This is a genomic window from Sphingopyxis panaciterrae, assembly GCF_011762125.1.
GTDB classification, from domain to species: Bacteria; Pseudomonadota; Alphaproteobacteria; order Sphingomonadales; family Sphingomonadaceae; genus Sphingopyxis; species Sphingopyxis panaciterrae.
Window position 1 is genome coordinate 196,737 of the sequence record NZ_JAASQN010000005.1, and the last position, 20,869, is coordinate 217,605.

Annotated in this window: 20 protein-coding genes; 8 read left to right on the forward strand and 12 right to left on the reverse strand. The window is 65.9% G+C overall.

The window, feature by feature from the left end; genetic code table 11:
• Positions 1 to 91 precede the first annotated feature (91 nt).
• Genes FHR22_RS17230 through FHR22_RS17255 form a run of 6 tightly spaced genes read left to right on the forward strand, consistent with a single transcriptional unit; the run spans position 92 to position 4,942 of the window.
• On the forward strand, positions 92 to 1,003 hold the full coding sequence (locus FHR22_RS17230; RefSeq protein ID WP_166944924.1) for a DMT family transporter: 912 nt from the start codon (positions 92 to 94) through the stop codon (positions 1,001 to 1,003).
• Positions 1,003 to 1,674 carry a COQ9 family protein gene (locus FHR22_RS17235; protein ID WP_166944925.1) on the forward strand — a complete coding sequence of 224 codons (672 nt, stop codon included), beginning with the start codon at positions 1,003 to 1,005 and terminating at the stop codon, positions 1,672 to 1,674. Before FHR22_RS17230 ends, FHR22_RS17235 begins: the two co-directional genes overlap by 1 nt.
• Before the next feature lie 53 nt (positions 1,675 to 1,727).
• Positions 1,728 to 1,994: a FeoA family protein gene (locus FHR22_RS17240; protein WP_166944926.1), complete on the forward strand. Its 267-nt coding sequence runs from the start codon at positions 1,728 to 1,730 to the stop codon at positions 1,992 to 1,994.
• Complete coding sequence (gene feoB, locus FHR22_RS17245) at positions 1,991 to 3,862, forward strand: ferrous iron transporter B (protein ID WP_166944927.1); 1,872 nt, start codon at positions 1,991 to 1,993, stop codon at positions 3,860 to 3,862. The genes FHR22_RS17240 and feoB overlap by 4 nt, the downstream gene beginning before the upstream one ends.
• 31 nt (positions 3,863 to 3,893) lie before the next feature.
• Positions 3,894 to 4,460, forward strand: a complete 567-nt coding sequence (gene ssb, locus FHR22_RS17250; RefSeq protein ID WP_166944928.1) for a single-stranded DNA-binding protein — start codon at positions 3,894 to 3,896, stop codon at positions 4,458 to 4,460.
• Positions 4,461 to 4,474: 14 nt separating this feature from the next.
• Complete coding sequence (locus FHR22_RS17255) at positions 4,475 to 4,942, forward strand: MmcB family DNA repair protein (RefSeq protein ID WP_166944929.1); 468 nt, start codon at positions 4,475 to 4,477, stop codon at positions 4,940 to 4,942.
• A gap of 6 nt (positions 4,943 to 4,948) precedes the next feature.
• On the opposite strand, the gene FHR22_RS17260 is transcribed toward FHR22_RS17255, so the two are convergent.
• The 6 genes from FHR22_RS17260 to FHR22_RS17285 all read right to left on the reverse strand — a co-directional run bounded on the left by FHR22_RS17260 (position 4,949) and on the right by FHR22_RS17285 (position 10,181).
• Positions 4,949 to 5,308 (reverse strand): hypothetical protein, encoded by a 360-nt coding sequence (locus FHR22_RS17260; RefSeq protein WP_166944930.1) that lies wholly within the window; start codon positions 5,306 to 5,308, stop codon positions 4,949 to 4,951.
• Positions 5,305 to 5,934 (reverse strand): riboflavin synthase, encoded by a 630-nt coding sequence (locus FHR22_RS17265; RefSeq protein ID WP_166944931.1) that lies wholly within the window; start codon positions 5,932 to 5,934, stop codon positions 5,305 to 5,307. Before FHR22_RS17265 ends, FHR22_RS17260 begins: the two co-directional genes overlap by 4 nt.
• An 8-nt stretch (positions 5,935 to 5,942) precedes the next feature.
• Complete coding sequence (gene ribD / locus FHR22_RS17270; protein WP_166945088.1) at positions 5,943 to 6,887, reverse strand: bifunctional diaminohydroxyphosphoribosylaminopyrimidine deaminase/5-amino-6-(5-phosphoribosylamino)uracil reductase RibD; 945 nt, start codon at positions 6,885 to 6,887, stop codon at positions 5,943 to 5,945.
• Positions 6,888 to 6,917: 30 nt separating this feature from the next.
• Positions 6,918 to 7,385 carry a hypothetical protein gene (locus FHR22_RS17275; RefSeq protein ID WP_166944932.1) on the reverse strand — a complete coding sequence of 156 codons (468 nt, stop codon included), beginning with the start codon at positions 7,383 to 7,385 and terminating at the stop codon, positions 6,918 to 6,920.
• 490 nt (positions 7,386 to 7,875) lie between these two features.
• Positions 7,876 to 8,337, reverse strand: coding sequence for a YbgC/FadM family acyl-CoA thioesterase (locus FHR22_RS17280; protein ID WP_166944933.1), 462 nt, complete (start codon positions 8,335 to 8,337; stop codon positions 7,876 to 7,878).
• 5 nt (positions 8,338 to 8,342) lie between these two features.
• A complete protein-coding gene (locus tag FHR22_RS17285) occupies positions 8,343 to 10,181 on the reverse strand; it encodes an aminopeptidase P family protein (RefSeq protein WP_166944934.1) in 1,839 nt (612 codons plus the stop codon).
• 170 nt (positions 10,182 to 10,351) lie between these two features.
• Here FHR22_RS17285 and FHR22_RS17290 point away from each other — a divergent pair, with 170 nt between their 5' ends.
• The gene (locus FHR22_RS17290; RefSeq protein ID WP_166944935.1) at positions 10,352 to 12,427 is read left to right on the forward strand and encodes a S9 family peptidase; all 2,076 of its coding nucleotides are present in this window, start codon (positions 10,352 to 10,354) and stop codon (positions 12,425 to 12,427) included.
• A 137-nt stretch (positions 12,428 to 12,564) separates the two neighbouring features.
• Here the strand turns inward: FHR22_RS17290 and FHR22_RS17295 are convergent, their stop codons facing one another.
• From FHR22_RS17295 to FHR22_RS17310, 4 genes are all read right to left on the reverse strand, one after another.
• Complete coding sequence (locus tag FHR22_RS17295; protein WP_166944936.1) at positions 12,565 to 15,105, reverse strand: TonB-dependent receptor; 2,541 nt, start codon at positions 15,103 to 15,105, stop codon at positions 12,565 to 12,567.
• A 173-nt stretch (positions 15,106 to 15,278) separates the two neighbouring features.
• On the reverse strand, positions 15,279 to 16,574 hold the full coding sequence (locus tag FHR22_RS17300) for an ATP-binding protein (RefSeq protein ID WP_208417774.1): 1,296 nt from the start codon (positions 16,572 to 16,574) through the stop codon (positions 15,279 to 15,281).
• Between the two features lie 41 nt (positions 16,575 to 16,615).
• Positions 16,616 to 17,281 (reverse strand): response regulator transcription factor, encoded by a 666-nt coding sequence (locus FHR22_RS17305; protein WP_166944938.1) that lies wholly within the window; start codon positions 17,279 to 17,281, stop codon positions 16,616 to 16,618.
• Positions 17,281 to 17,589 carry a PepSY domain-containing protein gene (locus FHR22_RS17310; RefSeq protein WP_166944939.1) on the reverse strand — a complete coding sequence of 103 codons (309 nt, stop codon included), beginning with the start codon at positions 17,587 to 17,589 and terminating at the stop codon, positions 17,281 to 17,283. Before FHR22_RS17310 ends, FHR22_RS17305 begins: the two co-directional genes overlap by 1 nt.
• 137 nt (positions 17,590 to 17,726) lie before the next feature.
• Here FHR22_RS17310 and FHR22_RS17315 point away from each other — a divergent pair, with 137 nt between their 5' ends.
• A complete protein-coding gene (locus FHR22_RS17315; RefSeq protein ID WP_166944940.1) occupies positions 17,727 to 18,956 on the forward strand; it encodes a histidine-type phosphatase in 1,230 nt (409 codons plus the stop codon).
• Between the two features lie 248 nt (positions 18,957 to 19,204).
• Here FHR22_RS17315 and FHR22_RS17320 read toward each other — a convergent pair whose 3' ends face one another.
• Positions 19,205 to 19,579: a RidA family protein gene (locus FHR22_RS17320; protein ID WP_166944941.1), complete on the reverse strand. Its 375-nt coding sequence runs from the start codon at positions 19,577 to 19,579 to the stop codon at positions 19,205 to 19,207.
• Positions 19,576 to 20,850, reverse strand: coding sequence for an FAD-dependent oxidoreductase (locus FHR22_RS17325; RefSeq protein WP_166944942.1), 1,275 nt, complete (start codon positions 20,848 to 20,850; stop codon positions 19,576 to 19,578). Before FHR22_RS17325 ends, FHR22_RS17320 begins: the two co-directional genes overlap by 4 nt.
• Positions 20,851 to 20,869 lie beyond the last annotated feature (19 nt).

A 20,869-nucleotide genomic window follows, 5' to 3' on the forward strand; every position in this document is an offset into this window, starting at 1 on the left:
CTCCGCGACGGCCCGGCGGGCCGCCGCTATGCGCCCGAAGCTATGGGCGCCCTGGCGTCAAGGCAATGGTCAGTAGCAAAAGAAAATCTAGATGGCAGCGAAGCAGGACGGCATCGACGCGGCACAGGGCGCCGGGACGCGCGGCGGCCGCTGGGCTTTTGCCGCGCTGCTCAGCGGCAATATCGCGCTGTCGCTGGGCGCGATGCTGGTCCGCCTCGCCGACACCGGCCCCGTCGCGTCGGCCTTCTGGCGCATCCTTCTCGCGCTGCCGCTGCTCGCGCTGTTCGCGTGGCGCGAAAGCGGCGGCCGGGCGCCGCCGCGGCGCGCGGTGATCGTGACCGCGGCCGCGGGCATCTTCTTCGCGCTCGATCTCGCCGCCTGGCATCTCGGTATCCTGCAGACCAAGGTCGCGAATGCGACATTGTTCGGCAATTGCGCCAGCCTGCTGCTCGTCATGTGGGGCATTTTCCTGACCCGCACCCTGCCGCGCGGCTGGCAGGCGCTCGCGATCCTGCTCGCCTTCGCCGGCTCGGCGCTGCTGATGGGGCAAAGCTATGAACTGTCGCCCGACTATCTGGTCGGCGACCTGCTCAGCCTGCTCGCCGGGGTGCTCTACACCGTCTACATGATCCTGATGCAGCGCGTGCGCGGCACGCTGGCGCCGTGGACCGCGCTCGGCATCTCCTCCTTCTTCAGCGCGCCCGTCCTCCTTGGCGTCGCGCTGGCGCTGGGCGAAGCGGTGATCCCGCGCGACTGGACCCCGCTCATCCTGCTCGCACTGACCAGCCAGGTTATCGGACAAGGCCTGATCATCTGGTCGCTGCCGCGCTTCTCGCCGCTCGTCATCGGGCTGACCCTGCTCGTCCAGCCCGCGGTCGCCGCATTCTTCGGCTGGTGGGTGTTTGGCGAGACCTTGGGTCCGGTCGATATTTTCGGCGGGATGATGGTCGGCGCCGCCCTCATCCTGATACGGTTGCCGAGTCGCGCCGCCCGGCCTATCTGATGGCCATGGCTTCCATCCTTCCCGCCGATCCGACGCTCGACGAGATTCGCGCCGCGCTGGCGCCGCTGATCGCCGACAGCGCGGCGTTCGACGGATTCGGCGACGCCGCACTGATCGACGCCGCGGCGCGCGCGGGCGTCGACCCCGATGTGGCACGACTCGCTTTCACCGGCGGCGGCCGCGACATGGTCGACGCGTGGTTCGCCGACATCGACGCGCGCATGGCGGCGAAATGGCCCGCCGAAAGGCTCGGGGCGCTGAAGATCCGCGAGCGCATCACGATGCTGGTCGAGACGCGGATCGACCTGATCTCCCCCGCCCGCGAATCGCTGCGCCGCGCGCTTGCGCTGCTGGCGTTGCCAGCCAACGCGCCGCACGCCGCCAAGCTCGGCTGGCGCGCCGCCGACCTGATGTGGCGCCTCGCGGGCGATACCGCGACCGATTATAATCACTATAGCAAGCGCGCGATCCTCGGCGCGGTCTACGGCGCGACGATGGCGGTGTTCCTGAACGACGACAGCGAGAATTTCGCCGACACGCGCGCCTTTCTCGCGCGGCGGATCGACCAGGTCATGCGCTTCGAAGGCTGGAAGCACCGCCGCGCCGCCGGCCGCATCGAACGGCCAAGCCTCGCGCGCTTCGTCGGCCGCCTGCGCTATCCGGGACGCTGATCGGTTTCGATAAAGAACTGGCGCTAAGCCGCTGTTATTGATAATCGCTCGCAATGACTGCTCTACTCGATAAGGCGCCGTTGGGCGTCGCGGTGCGTATCGCGCGCATCGACTGGAATGCGATGACCGACGACGAAGGCCGCCGCCTGCGCGAATTCGGCCTGATGGAAGGCGTCGAAGTAACCCCGCTGCACCGCGGCAGCATCTTTTCGCGCGATCCGCTCGCGCTCGCGGTCGGGCGGATGCGCGTCATCATTCGTGCGCGGCAGGCAGCGATGATCGCGGTCGAAGCGGCCGAGGCCGAAAGGCAGAGCGCATGACCGGCGCCATCCCCACCATCGCCCTCGTCGGCAATCCCAATGCCGGAAAATCGAGCCTGTTCAACGCGCTGACCGGCGCGCGGCAAAAGATCGCCAATTATCCGGGCGTCACCGTCGAACGCAAGGCCGGCCACGCCAGCTTTGCCGACGGGCGCCCGATCTCGCTGATCGACCTGCCCGGCAGCTACAGCCTGACCCCCGCGAGCCCCGACGAGGCGGTGACGCGCGACGTCATCCTGGGCCGCCAGGACGGCGAAAAGCGTCCCGACGCGCTGGTCGTCGTGCTCGACGCCGCGAACCTCGACAATCATCTCTGCTTCGCGCTCGAACTCATCGCGCTCGGCCTGCCAACCGTCGTCGCGCTCAACATGCTCGACCTCGCGACGCGCGACGGATTGACGCTCGATCCCGAACGGCTGTCGAAGGAACTGGGCGTGCCGGTGGTCCCGACGGTTGCGGTACGAAAGCGCGGATTGGCCGAACTGCTCGCCGCGCTCGATGGCGCGATCCGGACGCAACCCGCGCGCACCGAAGCGGGCGCGGCGGGCAAGGCAGCGCCCAGCGACACGTCGTTGCACCAGCGCGCCCGCGCCATCGCGCGCGCGGCGACGCTCGCCGAAACCCCGGTGCGGCGCTGGACCCAGCGCGTTGATGCGGTCGTTCTCCACCCGGTCGCGGGTTTCCTGATCCTGCTCGCGCTGATGTTCGTGATGTTCCAGGCGGTCTATGCCTGGGCCGGGCCGCCCGCCGACCTGCTCGAAGGCGCGGTCGGCGTCATGCAGCAGTGGGTGATCGCCGCGATACCCGAGAATTTCCTGCGCGACCTGGTGGTCGAGGGGCTGCTCGCCGGCGTCGGCGCGGTCGTCGTCTTCCTGCCGCAGATCCTGATCCTCTTCCTCTTCATCCTGCTCCTCGAGGCATCGGGTTATATGACCCGCGCCGCGTTCCTGATGGACGGGCTGATGGCGAAGGTCGGGCTGTCGGGGCGCGGTTTCATTCCGTTGCTTTCCAGCTTCGCCTGCGCGGTGCCGGGAATCATGGCAACGCGCGCGATCCCCGACGCCAAGGACCGGCTGACGACAATCCTGATCGCGCCGCTGATGACCTGTTCGGCACGGTTGCCCGTCTATGCGCTGATCATCGCCGCCTTCATCCCCGACCGCGGCGTCGGCGGAACGAACATCGGGCTGCAGGGGCTGGTATTGTTCGGCCTCTATCTGTCGGGGATCGTCGGCGCATTGCTCGTCGCCTTCGCGCTCCGCCGCACGGTGGCCAAGGGCGATGCTGCGGGCTTCATGATGGAAATGCCGCGTTACCAGATGCCGCAGTGGCGCGACCTGCTGCTCGGCCTGTGGCAGCGCGCGTGGATCTTCCTGCGCCGCGCGGGCACGATCATCGCGATGACGACCGTGATCCTGTGGCTGCTGCTGAGCTTTCCGAAAGCGCCGATCGGCGAAAGCCAGGTCGAATATAGCGTCGCCGGCCGCATCGCGAGCGGGCTGGAGGTCATTGTCAAGCCGATCGGGTTCAACCACGACATTGCACTGGCGCTGATCCCCGCGATGGCAGCGCGCGAGGTCGCGGTTTCGGCGATGGCGACGGCGAATGCGATCGACGCCGACGGCGACGAGGATGCGATGGCGCAGTCGCTGGGCGAGCGGCTGCAGGGCAAATGGAGCATCGCAACCGCGCTCGCCTTCCTCGCCTGGTTCGTCTTCGCACCGCAGTGCATTTCGACGATCGCGATCACGCGCCGCGAGACCAACGGATGGAAATGGCCAATGTTCATGGTTGGCTATTTGTTCCTGCTCGCCTATGCCGCTGCTGGTATCACTTACTGGACGGCCGTCGCCTTCGGACTCGGCTGATCCTTCCAACTTATAGCGGAGCGGAGCGGCGATGGCTGGCAGCGTCAACAAGGTAATTTTGATCGGCAACCTCGGCGCCGATCCCGAAATCAAATCGTTCCAGAACGGCGGCAAGGTCGCGAACCTGCGCATCGCGACCTCCGAACAGTGGAAGGACCGGATGACCGGCGAGCGCAAGGAGCGCACCGAATGGCACCAGGTCGTGATCAACGGCGAAGGGCTGATCGGCGTCGTCGAACGCTATCTGAAAAAGGGTTCGAAGGTCTATATCGAAGGCTCGCTGCGCACCCGTAAGTGGCAGGACCGCGACGGCAACGACCGCTATACGACCGAGATCGTGATCGCCGGCATGGGCGGTTCGCTGACCATGCTCGACGGCGCGCCAGGCGGTGGCGGCGGATCGCGTGGCGGCGACAGCTGGTCGCAGGGCGGCGCAGCGTCGGGTGGCGGATCCGCGGGCGGCGGCTGGGATCAGGGCGGCGGCGGCTCCTCCGGAGGCGGCAGTTCGGGCGGCGGCTGGAACCAGGGCGGCGGCGGCAGCTCGGGCGGCGGACGCCCGCCCTTCGACGATGACCTGGACGACGACGTCCCGTTCTGAGCGCGGTTTGACCAATGACGGACCTGATCACCGCCGCCGACGTCGCGCGCGGGGTATGCCGGCTGTTCGCGCAGCAAGGGCTGGTCGCGATCCCCGAAGTGCCGCTGCCCAACGGACGGCGCACCGACCTCACCGCGATCGACGCCAAGGGCAATATCACGATCGTCGAGATCAAGGTCAGCCGTGCCGACCTGCACGGTGACGGCAAATGGCCCGACTATTGCGACTGGTGCGACCGTTTCTATTGGGCGCTCGCATCGGGGCTCGACCCCGCGATCCTCGAAACCGAGGGCTATCGCCGCGAAACGTCGGGGCTGATCGTTGCCGACCGCTATGGCGCCGCGGTGGTCCGCGAAGCCGCGAGCTGCAACCTTGCTCCCGCCCGGCGCAAGGCCGAATTGCTGCGTATCGGACGATTGGCGATGCGGCGATCGATGCTGGCGGCTGACCCCGAACTCGCGGCGGGGTGGGGCGAGGGCTGAGTCGGTTCAGCGCGGCTCGGTGCGCTCGTAGGCGATGCACCAGAAAAGCGCGGCACTCGACAGGCCGGACCAAAGAATCAGGCCGATCCAGATCCCCGACCCCATCAACAGCGGCATGGCCACCAGCACCAGCCCGACGGCAAACGATGCCAGCGCGACGCGCAGGTAATTTTTGAGCGGGCGCCGGGTCTGTGTTTCGACATGTTCGATTGCGAAGCCGAGGGCGACGACAATCGCGGTGAGCACGATGCTGGAGAGATCGATGCCGTGGCGGACGAAGTTCAGTAAAAAAAGGACAATTGCCGCCAGCCAGACCGCATGGCGCCAACGCATCGGACGCGGGCCGGGCGCACCGCCTGCCATCATCCCCGCACTTGCTGCATCCGCGCCAGATACCGCGCGAGGATGTCGATCTCGAGGTTCACCGGACGATCCGCTGCGGCCTCGTCCAGCGTCGTCATCGCCTGCGTGTGCGGGATGATGTTGAGCGTGAAATGCGCCTCGCCATTCGGCTGGTCGATGACCTCGTTGACCGTCAGCGACACGCCGTCGACGGTAACCGACCCCTTGGACGCGATATGCGCCGCAAGCGATGCCGGTGCCGCGATGGTCACCGTGACGCTGTCGCCGATCGGTTCGACCGACACGATGCGGCCGATATCGTCGACATGGCCGGTGACGATATGCCCGCCAAGCTCGTCGCCGATCTTGAGCGCGCGTTCGAGGTTCAGGCGGCGCCCCGCGTCCCACATCCCCGGCGCGGTGCGCGCGATCGTCTCGGCGCTCGCATCGATCGCGAACCAGCCGGCGGGACCGTTGCTGCCTTCGTCGACGCCCTTCTCGACGACGGTCAGGCAGGCGCCCGAGCAGGCGATCGAGGCGCCGATGTCGATGGTTCCGACGTCATAGGCGGTGTCGATGACGAGTCGCGCGTCGCCGCGATCCTCGCGGCTGCGGATGGTGCCGATGTCGGTGATGATGCCGGTGAACATGGGGTCGCTTATCCTTCTCTGGCCCGCTCGTAGACGTCGAGCCGGTCGCTGCCAAGCAGGCGGCTGTCCTGCAGGCGCCAGCGGCCATGCGCATCGGCGAGATCGGCGAGGCCGATGTCGCCGAGCGCGGGCTTGCCGCCGCCGATCAGGATCGGCGCGCGATAGAGCAGCAGCCGGTCGACGCGGTCGGCAGCAAGGAAGGCCGACGCCGCGCCCGCACCGCCTTCGACGAGGAGCGAATCGACGTCGGCGATCGCTTGCGGCGAGGCAACAGCGGTCCAGCCTTCGGGCGCGGTGCCGCGGGTGAGCAGCAACTTGACCGGGCTGCGATCTGCCAGCCCCGGCAGCCGCACGTCGAGTTTCGGCGCATCGGCCTCCAGCGTGGCGCGCCCAACCAGAATCGCTTGATGCTGCGCGCGTTCGAGGTGGCCATGCGCACGCGCGCGGGCGCCGGTGATCCAGCGGCTCGATCCATCGGCGCGCGCGATACAACCGTCGAGCGAGGTCGCAAGCTTCAGCGTCACAAAGGGCCGGCCGCGTGCCCGCCGCATCCACCAGGGCGCCATCGCGGCGCGCGCCTCGGCGGCCAGCATGTTGAACACGACCTCGATCCCGGCCTCCTGCAACCGCGCGATGCCCTTGCCGTCGGTGCGCGGGTCGGGGTCCTGCGCGGCGATCACGACGCGCGTGATGCCCGCCCCGATCAAGGCGTCGCTACAGGCCGGGCCACGCGGGCTGGCGTGGGCGCAGGGTTCGAGCGTGACATAAGCCGTGGCGCCGCGCGCCGCGCCGCCAGCCGCCATAAGCGCCATCGCCTCGGCATGCGGGCGGCCGCCCGGCCTGGTCCAGCCGCGCGCGGTGACAATGCCGTCCTTGACGATCAGGCAGCCGACATTGGGATTGGGCGTCGACGCCGGTCGCCCGCGCCGCGACAGTGCGATGGCGGCCGCCATCCAGTCGGCGTCGGGAGGCGGGCGCTGCATCTAGTTTTGGGGAACCTGGGCGGGTTGCGACCCGCGGGCGGCGCGTTCGGCAAGCGTCGAGCGTGCCTGTGGCGGCGCGGGTTTCTGCTTCGCCGCCGCCGCGCCCGCTTCGCCCAGCGTTTCGCGGGTCAGCTTGTCGGCCTCGGTCGAATCATATTCGATCCCCAGGCCTTCGGCGAGCCGCTGATATTCGGCGCGCGTCTTGGCGTTCTGGCGCGTCGTTTCCTTCGCACGCGCGATCCAGTCGGCGCGAATCTCGGCCTCGCTGCGCTTCACGGTCCAGTTCTCGAAATAGATGATCTGCCGCTTGGGCTTCTCATAAGGGATCAGATATTCGGAAAAGCCGTAGAAAATGAGCACCGGCAGCGTGATCGCCAGCCCCCATACCGCCCAGCGATGCGGCTTGGGTTCGCGGATGTAAGCCCAGAAATCGGCCATACCGCCGCCGACATCCCAATTGTTCAACATTCCCATGCGCCCAATTTAGGGCATGTCGCGCCGATTTGCGAGAGGGCCCGAAGATTGCACGAAGCGGTTGTTCACCAAGGCAGCGATTGCAAAAAATGCAATTGCAGATGTCCTTTTCGCAGTTGCGAAATTCATTGTGCACTGCAATATCACACTTGCCTTTTAGGCATCCTCTCCCAAAACTTTTACGGGCCGCCCTTGGGCGGCCCTTTTTTTCGACCTTTTTGGTTGAGAGGGTCGATTCGGTTTCTTCGCGGTCCGGCATTCAAGGGACGATCGCCCTGCAGCAGCGGCCGCTTTCGGCCGGGAGTGGACGTTTCCTTTTTCGTCACCCCGGACCCTTCGACAGGCTCAGGGCAGGCTTGATCCGGGTCCCGCTGGACGTCGAAACCTGCGCTACCTTCAAAAAAGCGGGATCCCGGGTCAAGCCCGGGATGACGAAGGTGAGTGGAGCTCATGGCAGTTTCCCAGCCCAAAGCCGGCACTCACCTCAGTCCTGAACCGGCACCCGTTTCTCGAATCGCCGCACTTCGGCGATGAAGCTGCCCGGCAAGGACGTCGCGCCGCCGCTGTCGAGGTCGATATGCGCATAGCTGATCTCGATATCGGTCAGCCGCTCATCGCCGCGGAAGATCCCGCAGTGGACGGTGAAACTCGTCCGCCCGAATCGGCTGACCCGCGCCGCGATGGTGATCTGCTCGTCGAGGCGGGCGGAGGCGTGATAGTCTATTTCGCAATGGACCTCGCGGATGTCCGTACCATATTGGTGAAAATAGGCACCGGGCTGCCCTTCGCCGAGCGCCCGGAAATATTCGGTTACCCCGATATCGGCGTAGACCAGATAATTGCCGTTGAAGACGATATTCTGGCCGTCGATCTCGTTGAAGCGCACGCGCACCGTCTCGTGGACCCGAAAATCGCCGGGCGGCACCTCCCAGTTGCTGCGGTCCACGCGCGTCAGGCCGCGAGCGCGGCGGGGCCGCGATCGATCGGCGCGCACGCCGCGGCGAGCCAGTCGCGATCGGCATCACCGATACCCGCGCCCAGCTTGTCGAACACCGCGGCATGATAGGCGTCGAGCCAGTCGGCCTCGGCGGGCGACAGCAGCGCGGCGTCGACCAGATCGCGCGCGATCGGCGCGAAGGTGATCGTTTCGAACGCCAGCATATCTTCCTCGGCGCCGTCGATGCGCACCGGTACGACGATGACCAGATTCTCGATGCGGATGCCGAAGCTGCCGGCCTTGTAATAGCCGGGCTCGTTCGACAGGATCATGCCGGCGTGCAGCGCCTCCTCGGTTCCCGCCTGCCCGCCCGCGGGTTTGGCGATGCGCTGCGGCCCTTCATGGACCGCCAGATAGGTGCCGACGCCATGGCCGGTGCCATGGGCATAATCGACCCCGTCGGCCCACAGATACTGGCGCGCCAATATGTCGAGCTGGCTGCCGCGCGTGCCGGTGGGGAAGCGCGCGGTCGCCAGCGCGATATGCCCTTTCAGCACCTGGGTGAAGCGCCGGCGCATCTCGGCGGTCGGCGTTCCGATCGCGATCGTGCGCGTGATGTCGGTCGTGCCGTCGGCATATTGCCCGCCCGAATCGACCAGATAGAGCGTCCCCGTCTCGACCGCGCGGTTCGTCGTTTCGTCGACTTTATAGTGCGGCAGCGCCCCGTTCGGGCCGGCGGCGGAAATGGTGTCGAACGACAGATCCTTGAGCGCGCCGCTCTCGTCACGAAAAGCCCGCAGCTTTGCCGCCGCGCCAAGTTCGTCGAGCCCGCCGCGCGGCGCGACCTCTTCCATCCATTTGAGGAAGCGCGACACCGCGACACCATCGCGGACATGCGCGGCGCGCGTGCCGCCGAGTTCGACCGCATTCTTGATCGCCTTGGGCAGCACCGCGGGGTCGCGGTGACGCTCGATCCGCGCGCCCGCGGCTTCGAGTGCGGTGAAGATCGCGGCGACCGCGCGGTCGGGATCGACCGCGACCTTTTTCCCCGCCAGTCCGGCAAGCGCGTCCTCGAACGCGTCGCGATCATGGATCCGCACGCTGTTGCCAAGGTGCGCACGCACCGCGTCGGTGATTTTCTCGGGCGCGATGAACAGGTCGGCGGTCGCATCGGCGTGGAGCAGCGCGAAGGCGAGTCCGACCGGCGTGTGGCTGACGTCCTCGCCCCGGATGTTGAAGGTCCAGGCGACCGAATCGAGCGCGGTCATGACCGTCGTGTCGAGCCCCTTCACCTTCAGCCAGTCGGCGATGATCGCGCGCTTGTCGGTGGCGGCTTGCCCCGCGAGGCTGGTGTCATGGACCGTCACCGGCGCGGCACTCGGCGCCGGCTGATCGTCCCACGCCGCATCGAGCGGATTGGCATCGACCGCGACAAGCCTCGCGCCCTTCGCCGCGAGCGCCTTTTCGAGCGCGCGCGCCCAGTCGATGCCGTGGAGCCAGGGGTCGTAGCCGATCTTCTGCCCCGCGCTGACATGGCTGCCCAACCATTCGGCGACGCTCGACTGCGGCACGCCGACATAGTCGAACAGCGATCCGTCGACCTGGTCCTGCACCTGCACCGTATAGCGCCCGTCGACGAACACCGCGGCCTTGGCGGGCAGCACCGCGGCGGTCCCGGCCGAACCGCCGAAGCCGGTCAGCCACGCCATGCGCTGCGCATAGGCGCCGACATATTCGCTCATATGCTCGTCGCTGATCGGCACGACGAAACCGTCGAGGCCGCGGGCGGCGAGTTCGGCGCGGACGCGGGCGAGACGTTCGGCATGCGGCGATCCGGGGACGGGGCTGGACATGATGCGTTCCTTATAACTACATCGCCCCGGCACCGCCCATCGGGAGGGGCACCGCGGGGGATTTTGTGATGCGCGCTATTTGGATGTTTCTGGCGGCAATTGCCACCCCGCTTGTCGCATCGTCGCCCCTGACTGCCCTTCCCCTGTCCGCCCAAGAGAAAGACGCCGCATTGACCCAAAGCCCCCCTGCCCTGCCCGCCGCCCCGGTCGCCGAACGGCGCCCGCACGAAATGACGCTGCACGGCAAGACGCTGTCCGATCCCTATCACTGGCTGAAGGACGAAAGTTATCCGGTGGTCGATGACCCGGATGTGCTGGACTATGTGAAGGCCGAAAACGCCTGGTACGACACCGCGATGAAGCCGCATGAAGCCTTGGTCGAAACCTTGTTCCAGGAGATGAAGGGCCGGATCAAGGAAGCCGATTCCTCGGTGCCGCAGAAGGATGGCGACTGGATTTACTGGGTCGAATATGAAGAGGGCGCCGAATATAAGAAATGGTACCGGCGGCCGGTCGCGGGCGGCGAGCCGGTCCTGATCCTCGACGAGGTCGCGATGGCCGAGGGCAAGGAATATTTCCGCCTGTCCGAAGTGTCGATCAGCCCCGACGGCCGGCTGATGGCCTATTCGTTCGACGATAATGGCTCCGAACGCTTCGAGGTTCGCTTCAAGAATCTGATGACGTGGGAGGATCTGCCCGACGTCATCCCCGGCACGCTGTCATCGCTGGTCTGGACGTCGGGCAATGACGCGATCCTCTATGGCCTCGCGAACGAGAATTGGCGCACCGACAATGTCCGGCTGCACAAGCTCGGTACCCCGGTCACGCAAGACAAATTGCTCTACAAGGAGCCCGACATCGGTTTCGGGGTCGGGATCGGCAAGACCGCCGCCGACAATTATATCATCATCGCGACGGGCGATAATGAAACGAGCGAGGTCTATCTGCTCCCCGCCGGCAACCCCGAAGCGAAGATGCAGCTGGTGTCGGCGCGCGAGAAGGGCCGCGAATATAGCGTCGATGAACGCGACGGAACGCTTTATGTCTACACCAACGACGAGCATCCGAACTTCCGCGTCGCGACCGCGAGCGTGAAGACCCCGGGCGAATGGAAACCCCTGATCCCCGGATCGGACAGCAATTACCTGACCGGCCTGTCGATCTTTCGCGACTATTTCGTCCTCGAATCGCGCGAGAAGGGCGTCGACCAGGTCGATGTCCGCCACTATGACGCACCGCTGACCGCAGGCCGGATCCGGTTTCCGGAAGCCACCTATGTGGCAGGGCTCGGCGACAATCCCGAATATCATCAGGACAAGCTGCGGCTCGATTATGAATCGATGGTCACCCCCGACACGGTGTTCGATTATGATCTGGCAAGCGGCAAGCTCGAGAGGCTGAAGGTCCAGGAGATTCCTTCTGGTTATAATCATGACGACTATCTAACCGAATTGGTGAACATGCCGTCGCGCGACGGCACCCCGGTCCCGGTGTCGCTCGTCTACAAGAAGGGCACGCCGCGCGACGGCAGCGCGCCGATGCACCTCTATGTCTATGGCTCGTACGGCTATCGCGTCCCGCCGGGTTTCTCGACGACGCGTTTGAGCCTTGTCGATCGCGGCATGATTTACGCCATCGCGCATGTCCGCGGCGGCGACGACCTCGGCCGTGCCTGGTATCTCGCGGGCAAGACCGATCATCGCAAAAACACGTTCAACGACTTTATCGACGTCGCCAAGGGGCTGATCGCAGCCAAATATACCAGCGCGGGCAAGATTTCGATCGAAGGCCGCTCGGCCGGCGGGCAGGTGATGGGCGCGGTGTATAACGAGGCGCCCGAATTATGGGGCGCGGTGCTCGCGGGGGTGCCCTTCGTCGATGTCATCAATACGATGGTCGACGAAACGCTGCCGCTGACCCCCGGCGAATGGCCCGAATGGGGCAATCCGATCACCGACAAGGCGGCATTCGACTATATGCTGAGCTACAGCCCCTACGACAATGTCACCGCGAAGGCCTATCCGCCGATGCTCGTGTCGGCGGGACTCAACGACCCGCGCGTGACCTATTGGGAGCCCGCCAAATGGGTCGCCAAGCTCCGCGCGACGCGGACCAACGACGCGACCTTGCTGCTGCGCACCAACATGGGCGCGGGCCATGCCGGCAAATCGGGCCGCTGGGGCGCGCTACGCGAGGACGCCGAGGAGTTCGCCTTCGTGCTGACTGAACTGGGGGTGGAGAAATAGTCACCTCGCCGGCGTTGCCGCTTTCACGGCCATGACATGGGTCAGGAACCGCGGCCGACCGCCCTCTCACCGGCCGCGCCACACACAGAAGGGGCCGGGTTTCCCCGGCCCCGGTTTCCAGTGCTCCCTGCTGAGGGTCAGAATTTGAACTGCACCCCCGTCTTCACCGAATAGCCGTAGCGCTCCACCTCGTCGGTGCGCGACGGGATGCCCTGGAAGATGCGATAGGGCTCGTCGTTGAGGTTCGATCCTTCGAGGAAGATCGTCACATTCCTGACGACATCATAGCCGATGCGCGCATCCCATTGGTTGAAGGCACCGACATAGCTGTCGGTATCGGTGTCCTCGCCGGGCTCGAGCAGATAGGCCGAACGATAGGTATAGGCGATGCGCGCCGACAGGCCGCCCTTTTCATAAGCGAGGAAGGCCGACGCCACCCGGTTCGACTGGCTGGCGAGCGGCAACCGCTCGTCGCCGCGCCCCGGAATGCCCTTGGCGCGCGATTTCACGAAAGTGATGCTGCCCCCGACGCTGAAGCCGTTGAGCGGCGACGGCAGGAAGCTGAGTTCGGTCTGGGCGTTGATTTCGATGCCCTTGACGAAGGCGCTGTCGGCGTTGACCGGCATCGTCACCTGCGCATCGACCAGCGCCTGCCCGGCGAAGGTGCCGTCCTGCTCGGTCGTCGCCGAATAGATCGGGTTGGCGATCGTCTTGTAGAAGCCGGCGATGCTGATGATGCCCTTGCGCCCGATATAATATTCGGCCGCGAGATCATAGTTGGTCGAAGTGAGCGGCTTCAGGTTCGGGTTGCCCTGCTGGACTTCGTTGTCGCCGGTATTGACGATCGTCGTCGGTGCCAGCTGCTCATAGTTCGGCCGCCCGATCGCCCGCGTCACCGCGCCGCGCAGGACCAGCGACGGCGTCGCATCCCAGCGCAGGTTCAGCCCCGGGAAAAAGTCGGTGTAGCTTTGCGAACCGAAGCTGTCGTAATCCTTGTCGAGGTCGTCGATGGTCGATGAATCGAGCACCGCCTTCGCGGCGTAATTGCTCTTGGTATTTTCCATGCGGACGCCGGGAATGGCGGTGAATTGGCCTATTTTCAACGTCGCCATGGCATAGGCGGCAAGGATTTTTTCGCGGATCAGGAAGTCGCCGGCCAGGCTGTCGCCCACCGTGCCTTCTTCGTCGAGTTCGAAACCGGCCAGATTGGACTGGAAGAATTTGTCGGCACTCGGGCGGCTGATCGTCGCGCCGAACGGATAACGGCCCTTGAAGATGCTGCCGATCGGCGCGCCCTCGACCTGGTCGAGCGTGAAGTCGTCGTCGTAGCCGTCGTAGATCACCGATTCGACGTCGTTCGTCTTGCGCCGGTTGGTATATTTGACGCCGACCTTGATCGAACTGTCGTCACCGATCGCGACCGGGGTGCGGAAATCGGCGCGCAACTGATACAGCGTCTCGCGCGCCCGGCGATGCTCGTAGCTCGTCTCGTCGAACTCGTAATTGGCCGGGTCGAAGGCGCTCTCGTCGGGCCGGAATATCGGGATATTGCCCGACAGGTCGTACGAGCCGGTGACCCCCTCGCCCTTGAACGAGATTTCGTCGCGGTGCGGATCGCGCTTGTCGGCCCGGGTATAGCCGCCCTCGATACGCAGCCAGCTTGAGCCGAGTTCGAATTCGCCGCCCAAGGTGGTGGTGATGGTCGTCGATGATTCGGCACGCGACCGCAGCGCGCGTTCGGTTTCGGCCTCGGCGAAATCGCCGCTGGTCGCGGTCTGGTTGGTGATCTCGTCTTCGTCGAGTTCGATGGTGAAGCCCGGGCGCGATTCGGTATCCCTATATTTCGAATAGAGGAAGCGCGCATAGGTCTTCACGCTGTCGGTCGGGCGCCAGTCGAAGTTCGCCACCGCGCCATAGCGCTGGCGATGCGTATGATAGTCGCGCAGCGTCTGTTCGAGCGGCACGAACTGGCCATTGACCTCTTCCCAGCTGCCCCCCGACTGGATGTTCTGCGCCTCGAACTCGCGGTTCGAATAGTTGAGCGCCAGCACGACGCCGAACTGCTGGTCGGGGCCGAAGCGCGAACCGAACGACGCATCGAGTTCATAGGGATGCTTGCCGTTGAGATCGAATTTGCCATAGGCGCCGCGCAGACTGCCGAAGGTGCCCGACCGGTCGAAGGCCGACACCGTCTCGATATTGGCGGCCCCGGCGATCGCATTGGCATCCATATCGGGGGTCAGCGTCTTCGACACCGTGACCGCGCCGATCAGCGCCGACGGAATGTCGTCGAGCTTTACCTGACGCGAATCGGGTTCGGGCGCCGCCGCGGTCTGGCCGTTGAGCGTGACGTTGAGCAGGTCGGGCGAAACGCCGCGAACGGTCAGATAGCGCCCTTCGCCCTGGTCGTTGGCGACGCTGAGCCCCGGCAGGCGACGAAGCGTTTCGGCGACATTCTGATCGGGCAGGCGGCCTACGTCATCGGCGCGCACCTGATCGACCTGGGTGTCGGTGTTGCGTTTCGATTCGAGCGCGGCGCGGTCGGCGGCGCGGCGGCCGCTGACGACGATCGTGTCGTCCTGCCCCGTTGCATCGGACGAATCCTGCGCCCAGGCGCCCGTTACCGGAACCGCCAGACATGTCGTAAGCAAAAGCGCCCGTGCGAACCGCCGTGTCATTGTATCGCCTCTCCTCCCCGGCACGACTCTCTCGTCGCGCTCGTTCCGGGGAAGATAATGACACAATTATTCTATATTGCAAACAAAATAGAATATATCTTGCACAACGACCGCCAAAGGCACGCGTCCGCGGGGCGTGGAGCACCCTGGCTGACGTGGCGCTGACAGCTATTTCAACCGGATAGCGGCCAGCGCACCCGGACCTCGAGCCCGCCGAGCGGCGACCGCAGAAGGGTCAGCTTGCCGCGCGTCGCTTCGGCGAGTTCGCGTGCGATGGCAAGGCCAAGCCCATGACCTTCGTCCGCCGAGTCGAGCCGCGCACCGCGCAGGATCGCCTCGTCGCGCTGCGCGGTGTCGAGCCCGGATCCGTCGTCACCGACGATCAGCAACCGCTGTTCCCCGATCGTATCGACCGCGACATGGACGAGCCGCCGGGCATGGCGCGCGGCATTTTCGAGGAGCGGCCCGAGCAGTTCGGCCGCATCGTCGCCGGCGAGCGGCAGGGTGGCGTCGTTGGCACACGCGAGGGAAAAGGCGACGCGCTCGCCGGCTTCGGTCTGTTCGATCACCGTGATCAGCCGTTCGATCAGCGGCAGCGCCGCGGTGCTGCGGCCTTCGGGGACAAGGCTGATGCGCGTCCGCGCCAGTTCGCCGTCGATCGCCGCCCGCACCGCTGCGATCGAGGAATCGAGGCCGTCCGCGATCAGCACTTCGCCGCTCTCGCGCGCCCGCGCACTCTGGACCGCGAGCGCGGCAAGCGGCGTCTTGAGCCCGTGCGCGAGGTCGGCCGCGCGCCGCCGCGCCCGGACCAGATCGGCCTCGCGCGCGTCGGCCAGTGCGTCGATCGATTCGGTCAGCGGCGCCAGCTCGCGGGGATAGCCGCCGCCGCCGAGGCGCGCCGAAGCGTCGCGGCGCAGCCGCTCCACCTCGTGCCCAACGCGCCGGAGCGGGCGCAGCCCCAGCCCCACCTGCGCCCATGCCGCGAGCGCCAGCACCGTCCACAGGAGTGCCAGGAAGAGCGCCATCTCGCGGCCGAACTCGCGCTGCGCCGGCGCCAGCTTGGCGAGGTCATAGCCGAGCTGGACGATCACCGCCGGTTCGTGCGGCTGAAGACGGATGGCACGTTCCATCAGCAACAGGCGCTGGCCGAAGGGGCCGTCGGCACGGCGGACGCGCCAAGTGCCGGCGGGCGCTGCAACGGGGTGCGGCAGGCGGCTGTCCCAGAGCGACACCGAACGGATCGCGCCCTTCGCGGTCGATACCTGCCAGTAAAGCCCGCCCGCGGGAACCGCGAACCGCGGATCGGCGGGTTCGGAGCCGGCAACGGGAACGCCGCGCGCCAATTGCAGGTCGGCGAGGAGGGGGCGCACCTGGACCAGCAGTTCGTCCTCGACGCGCCGCTCGACATGCCCGTTGAACAGCCAACCCATCGCAAACCAGGCGACCACCAGCGCCAGTGCGATCGCCACCCCCGCGCCCGCTATCAGCCGAAGCCGGAGCGAACCGCGGGTCACGCGGCTGTCGCCGGCAGCAAATAACCGAAACCGCGCCGGGTCTGGATGGTATCGGCGCCCAGCTTGCGCCGCAGCCGCGCGATCAGCGCCTCGATCGCATTGGCATTTTCGGTGTCGGCATCGCCATAGAGATGGTCGGAAAGCTCGGTAGCGGGAACCGCGCGGCCGGCCTGATGCGCGAGATAGCCGAGCAGCCGATATTCGAGCGGCGACAGCCTGACCGGCACCCCGTCGAGCATCGCGGTCATGCGATGGGTATCGATCCGGAGCGGCCCCAGCTGCAACGTCGGGGTCGCGTGCCCCGCCGTGCGCCGGATCAGCCCGCGCACGCGCGCGACCAGTTCCTCCATCGCCCATGGCTTTGCCATATAGTCGTCGGCGCCGGCCTCGATTCCGGCGACCTTGTCGGTCCAGTCGCCGCGCGCCGACAGGATGAGCACGGGAAAGCGCCGCCCGGCTTCGCGCCAGCGCCGGACGACCGACAGCCCGTCGAGCCGCGGCAGGCCAAGGTCGACGATCGCGATATCATATTCCTCGACATCGCCATTGAACCACGCCTGCTGGCCGTTGACCGCAAGGTCGACGACGAACCCCGCCGCGGTCATGCCGCGAACAAGCTCCGACGCGACGACCGGATCGTCTTCGACCACCAATGCGCGCATCAATCATCCTCGATCTTGAGTATCCGGCCGGTCCGCGCGTCGACCTCCACCTCGCGGACCCGGCCGCCGCCGGTCAGGATCTTGACCTCATATTTGAATCCGAAGGTCTCTCGCTCCAGCTTGACCTTCAGCACATCGCCCGGAACGCGTTCGGTCGCGATCGTCAGGACGCGCGCGATCGGCAGGATTTCACCCCGCGCCAGCGCGGCGCTGGCGGCGCGTTGATCCGCTTTGTCGTCCTTTGCATCAGAAGGCACGGCAATGGCGAGAGCGGTCGCGGCAGCGGCCAGAAGCAGGAGGTGTTTCATGCGCCCTTCCTGCCATGGAGCGGCTGACATCAAGCTGACATCGCGTATCGGGCATATTTCTTCCACATCGGGCATTGATGAAATATATTTTCTGAATTATGCAATGTCGATAAATTTATTCTGCCCGGGAGAGCCATATGAAGCGAATGCTCCTTCTATCGACCGCGCTGCTGGCGGCCTGTGCCGCCCCGGCGCCCGGTACCGACGTCGCGGCGCCCGCGCCCGGACCGCTGAAGCTCGAAAAGGTCGTGATGCTGATGCGGCATGGCATCCGCCCGCCGACGAAGGCGGCGGTGGTCCCGCCCGGCTATTCGTCGGAGACATGGCCTGCCTGGCCGGTCGATTTCGGCCTGCTGACCCCGCGCGGCGCGGCGGGCGCCAAGCTCCTCGGGGAAAGCGACCGCGCCTATTTCGGCGACCGCGGCCTGTTTTCCGGCGGCTGTCCCGTGCCCGGGACGATCGTGCTCAAGGCGAGCTACAAGGAACGCACGATCAACACGGCGCAAAGCTGGGCCGCCGGCTTCATGCCCGGCTGCGCCGCCGATGTCGCGCATCCGGCGGGCGCCGACGATGATGCGATCTTTCACGGCCTCGACGGCGGCCCCGCCTCGTTCGACGGCAAGCGCGCCTATGACGCGGCACTGGCGGAGGCGCCCGAGGGCGGGCTGGCCGCGGAAACCGAACGGCATCGCGGCGAATTGACGCTGCTGGCAAAGGTGCTGAACTGCGCCGTCCCCGCCTGCCCGCTCGTCGCCGAGCCGAGCCGGCTGGTGGCCCAGCCGCACGACCGTCCCGATCTCGAAGGCCCGCTCGACGTCGGGTCGACGGCCAGCCAGACCCTCCTGCTCGAATATCTTGAGGGCAAGCCGATGAAGGAGGTCGGCTGGGGCCGTGTCAGCCGTCCGGAAATCGAACAGTTGCTGCGCTTCCACCCGCTCAAATTCCGATATTCGAACCGCCCCGGCTACATCGCCGCCGCCGCCGCCGCGCCGATCGTCGGCGAAATCGTCGATGCGCTCGGCGACCGCAGCCCGGCGCGGCTGACCTTGCTCGCCGGTCATGACACGAATGTCGCCGACCTCGGCGGTTTCTTCGACTTCCACTGGCAGGTGCCGAGCTACCCCGCCGACGAAGTGCCGCCCGGCAGCGCGCTGGGTTTCGAACTGGTCAGCAACGCCCGGGGCGACCGCTATGTCCGCGCCTTCTACCGCGCACAGACGATGGACCAGCTGAGGAACCTCGAACCGCTGGACGGAGCAAACACGCTGTTCCGCCACTACCTCCCCATTCCGGGCTGCGGCAACTCGGCCGAAGCGACCGCGTGCCGCTGGGACGCGTTCACCCGCTTGGCGGCGCCGCGAGGGTAAACGGACGCCATTCAAACGGCGAAGCAATAGCGAAGAGGAATAGGAGCCGGCAGGCGCGTCCGCTATGGCGCCGCCGAAATCACCGCTTCAGCCTCACGGCGCAAGTCGTGAATCACCCGTTCGCCGATCTTGTAATTCAGCGCCTGCGCGGCATGCCGATATAGCGATCGACCTCGGACACACGGGTGCCGCGCGACAGGAAGCTGTTCCGGACAAGATAGTCGATCGCCTGCTCGCGGCTCCTCCCGTCAAGCCTGACCGATCCAGCAGGTCACTTCGATCTCCACATCGACATCGTTCGACAGGCGAGCCTCGACCGTGCTCCGAACGGGCAAGGCGTCACCGAAATACTCTTCATATACGCTGTTGAATTCCTTCATCAGCCCGATGTCGGACAGCCAGCAGGTGCATCGCACTACCGTTGCGAGGCCGACGCCGAATTCGGAAAGGCTGGCTCGGATGGCCTCGATCACATTACGCGTCTGCTCTTGGATGCTTCCCCGTAATGGCGTCAGATCCGCATTCTTCGGCGTCTGACCGGACAGGAACAGGAATCCGCCGACGACGACCGCTTTCGAAAGCGGAGCGCTAAGGGGGGATCGGAAACGCTGGATGTCGGTCATATTATGTCCTTGGGTTGTCGGCCTCGAGAGAAACGATCAAGGTCGAATGGGGCAGGATCGATGCCAGGCCGGCGATTGAGCATGAGCTCGGCGAGAAGCTTCGCTGAACTGGCCGCAAGCGTCAGTCCGACGTGCTGATGGCCGAACGAATAAAACAGACCTGCCTTGCCGCTGACCTCTCCGATCGCTGGAAGTGCGTCCGGAAAGGACGGCCTGACCCCCATCCAGCGGGTTGCTCCCTCGCGGCTTAATCCCGGCAGATATCTTCGAGCGAGATCGAACAGATTGTCGGCCCGCTTCGGGTTCATCGGCGCATTCGCATGTGCGAACTCGACCGTGCCGGCGAGCCGCAGACCGTCGATCATCGGCGTCGCGGCGAAAAATGGCTCCGCCATCACACAGGGGCGCGAAAGCTCGACACCCGCCTCGGGAAGCATCAGATGATATCCCCGCTCCGACGCCAGCGGGATCGTTACGTCAAAGGGGGCGAGAAGCTCATCGGACCATCGCCCGGCGGCGACCACGACCTGGGGCGCTTCGAAGTTTCCGCCCGATGTCTGGACCAGCCATGAGCCCTTGTATGAGCTGACGCTGTTTGCCTTGGCGATGACCATTCGGCCGCCATTGGCTTCGAGATAGGCCGCGAAGCGACGACCGAGCGCGCCCGGGCTGATGCAGCGACCATTGTCGGGAAGGTAGATGGCACCGGCGATGTCATCGCTCAACGCGGGTTCGAGCTCGCGTGCCTTCGCTCGATCGATACGGAAGGCCGCAATCCCGTTCTCGCGCCACCCGGGGATCAGCCGCGTCTTCTGGTCGAGCGTGACGGACGTCCTGCAAACGATCAGGCTTCCGCGAACATCGACCAGTTCCTCGGCTGCCGCGGCGGACAGAAGGGGCGCGTAACTGGAAATGGCGTCGCGGCTCAAGCTGGCCAATGCCGCGATAATCTGTTCCAGTCGTTTCGGGCGTGTCGCCGCGATCAGCCGCATACCCCATGGCACGAGGTCGGGCAAATAGGCGGGACGGATGGTAAGCGGACTCGCCGGGTCGAGGAGATATTTGGGGAGCCGCCACAAGTCGCTTCGCGACACGGGAGGAAATATGCTTCCCCGGCTGAGAAACCCCGCATTTCCGTAAGACGCCCCGCTTGCCGGCCCGACCGCGTCGATCAGGCAGACGGTCTTGCCCTCGAGATGCAGGCGTACGGCCAGCGTCAGGCCGACAATTCCTGCGCCGATAATGACAACGTCGCTTGCCTGATTTTTCACGGAAAGGGGTTTCATTGCA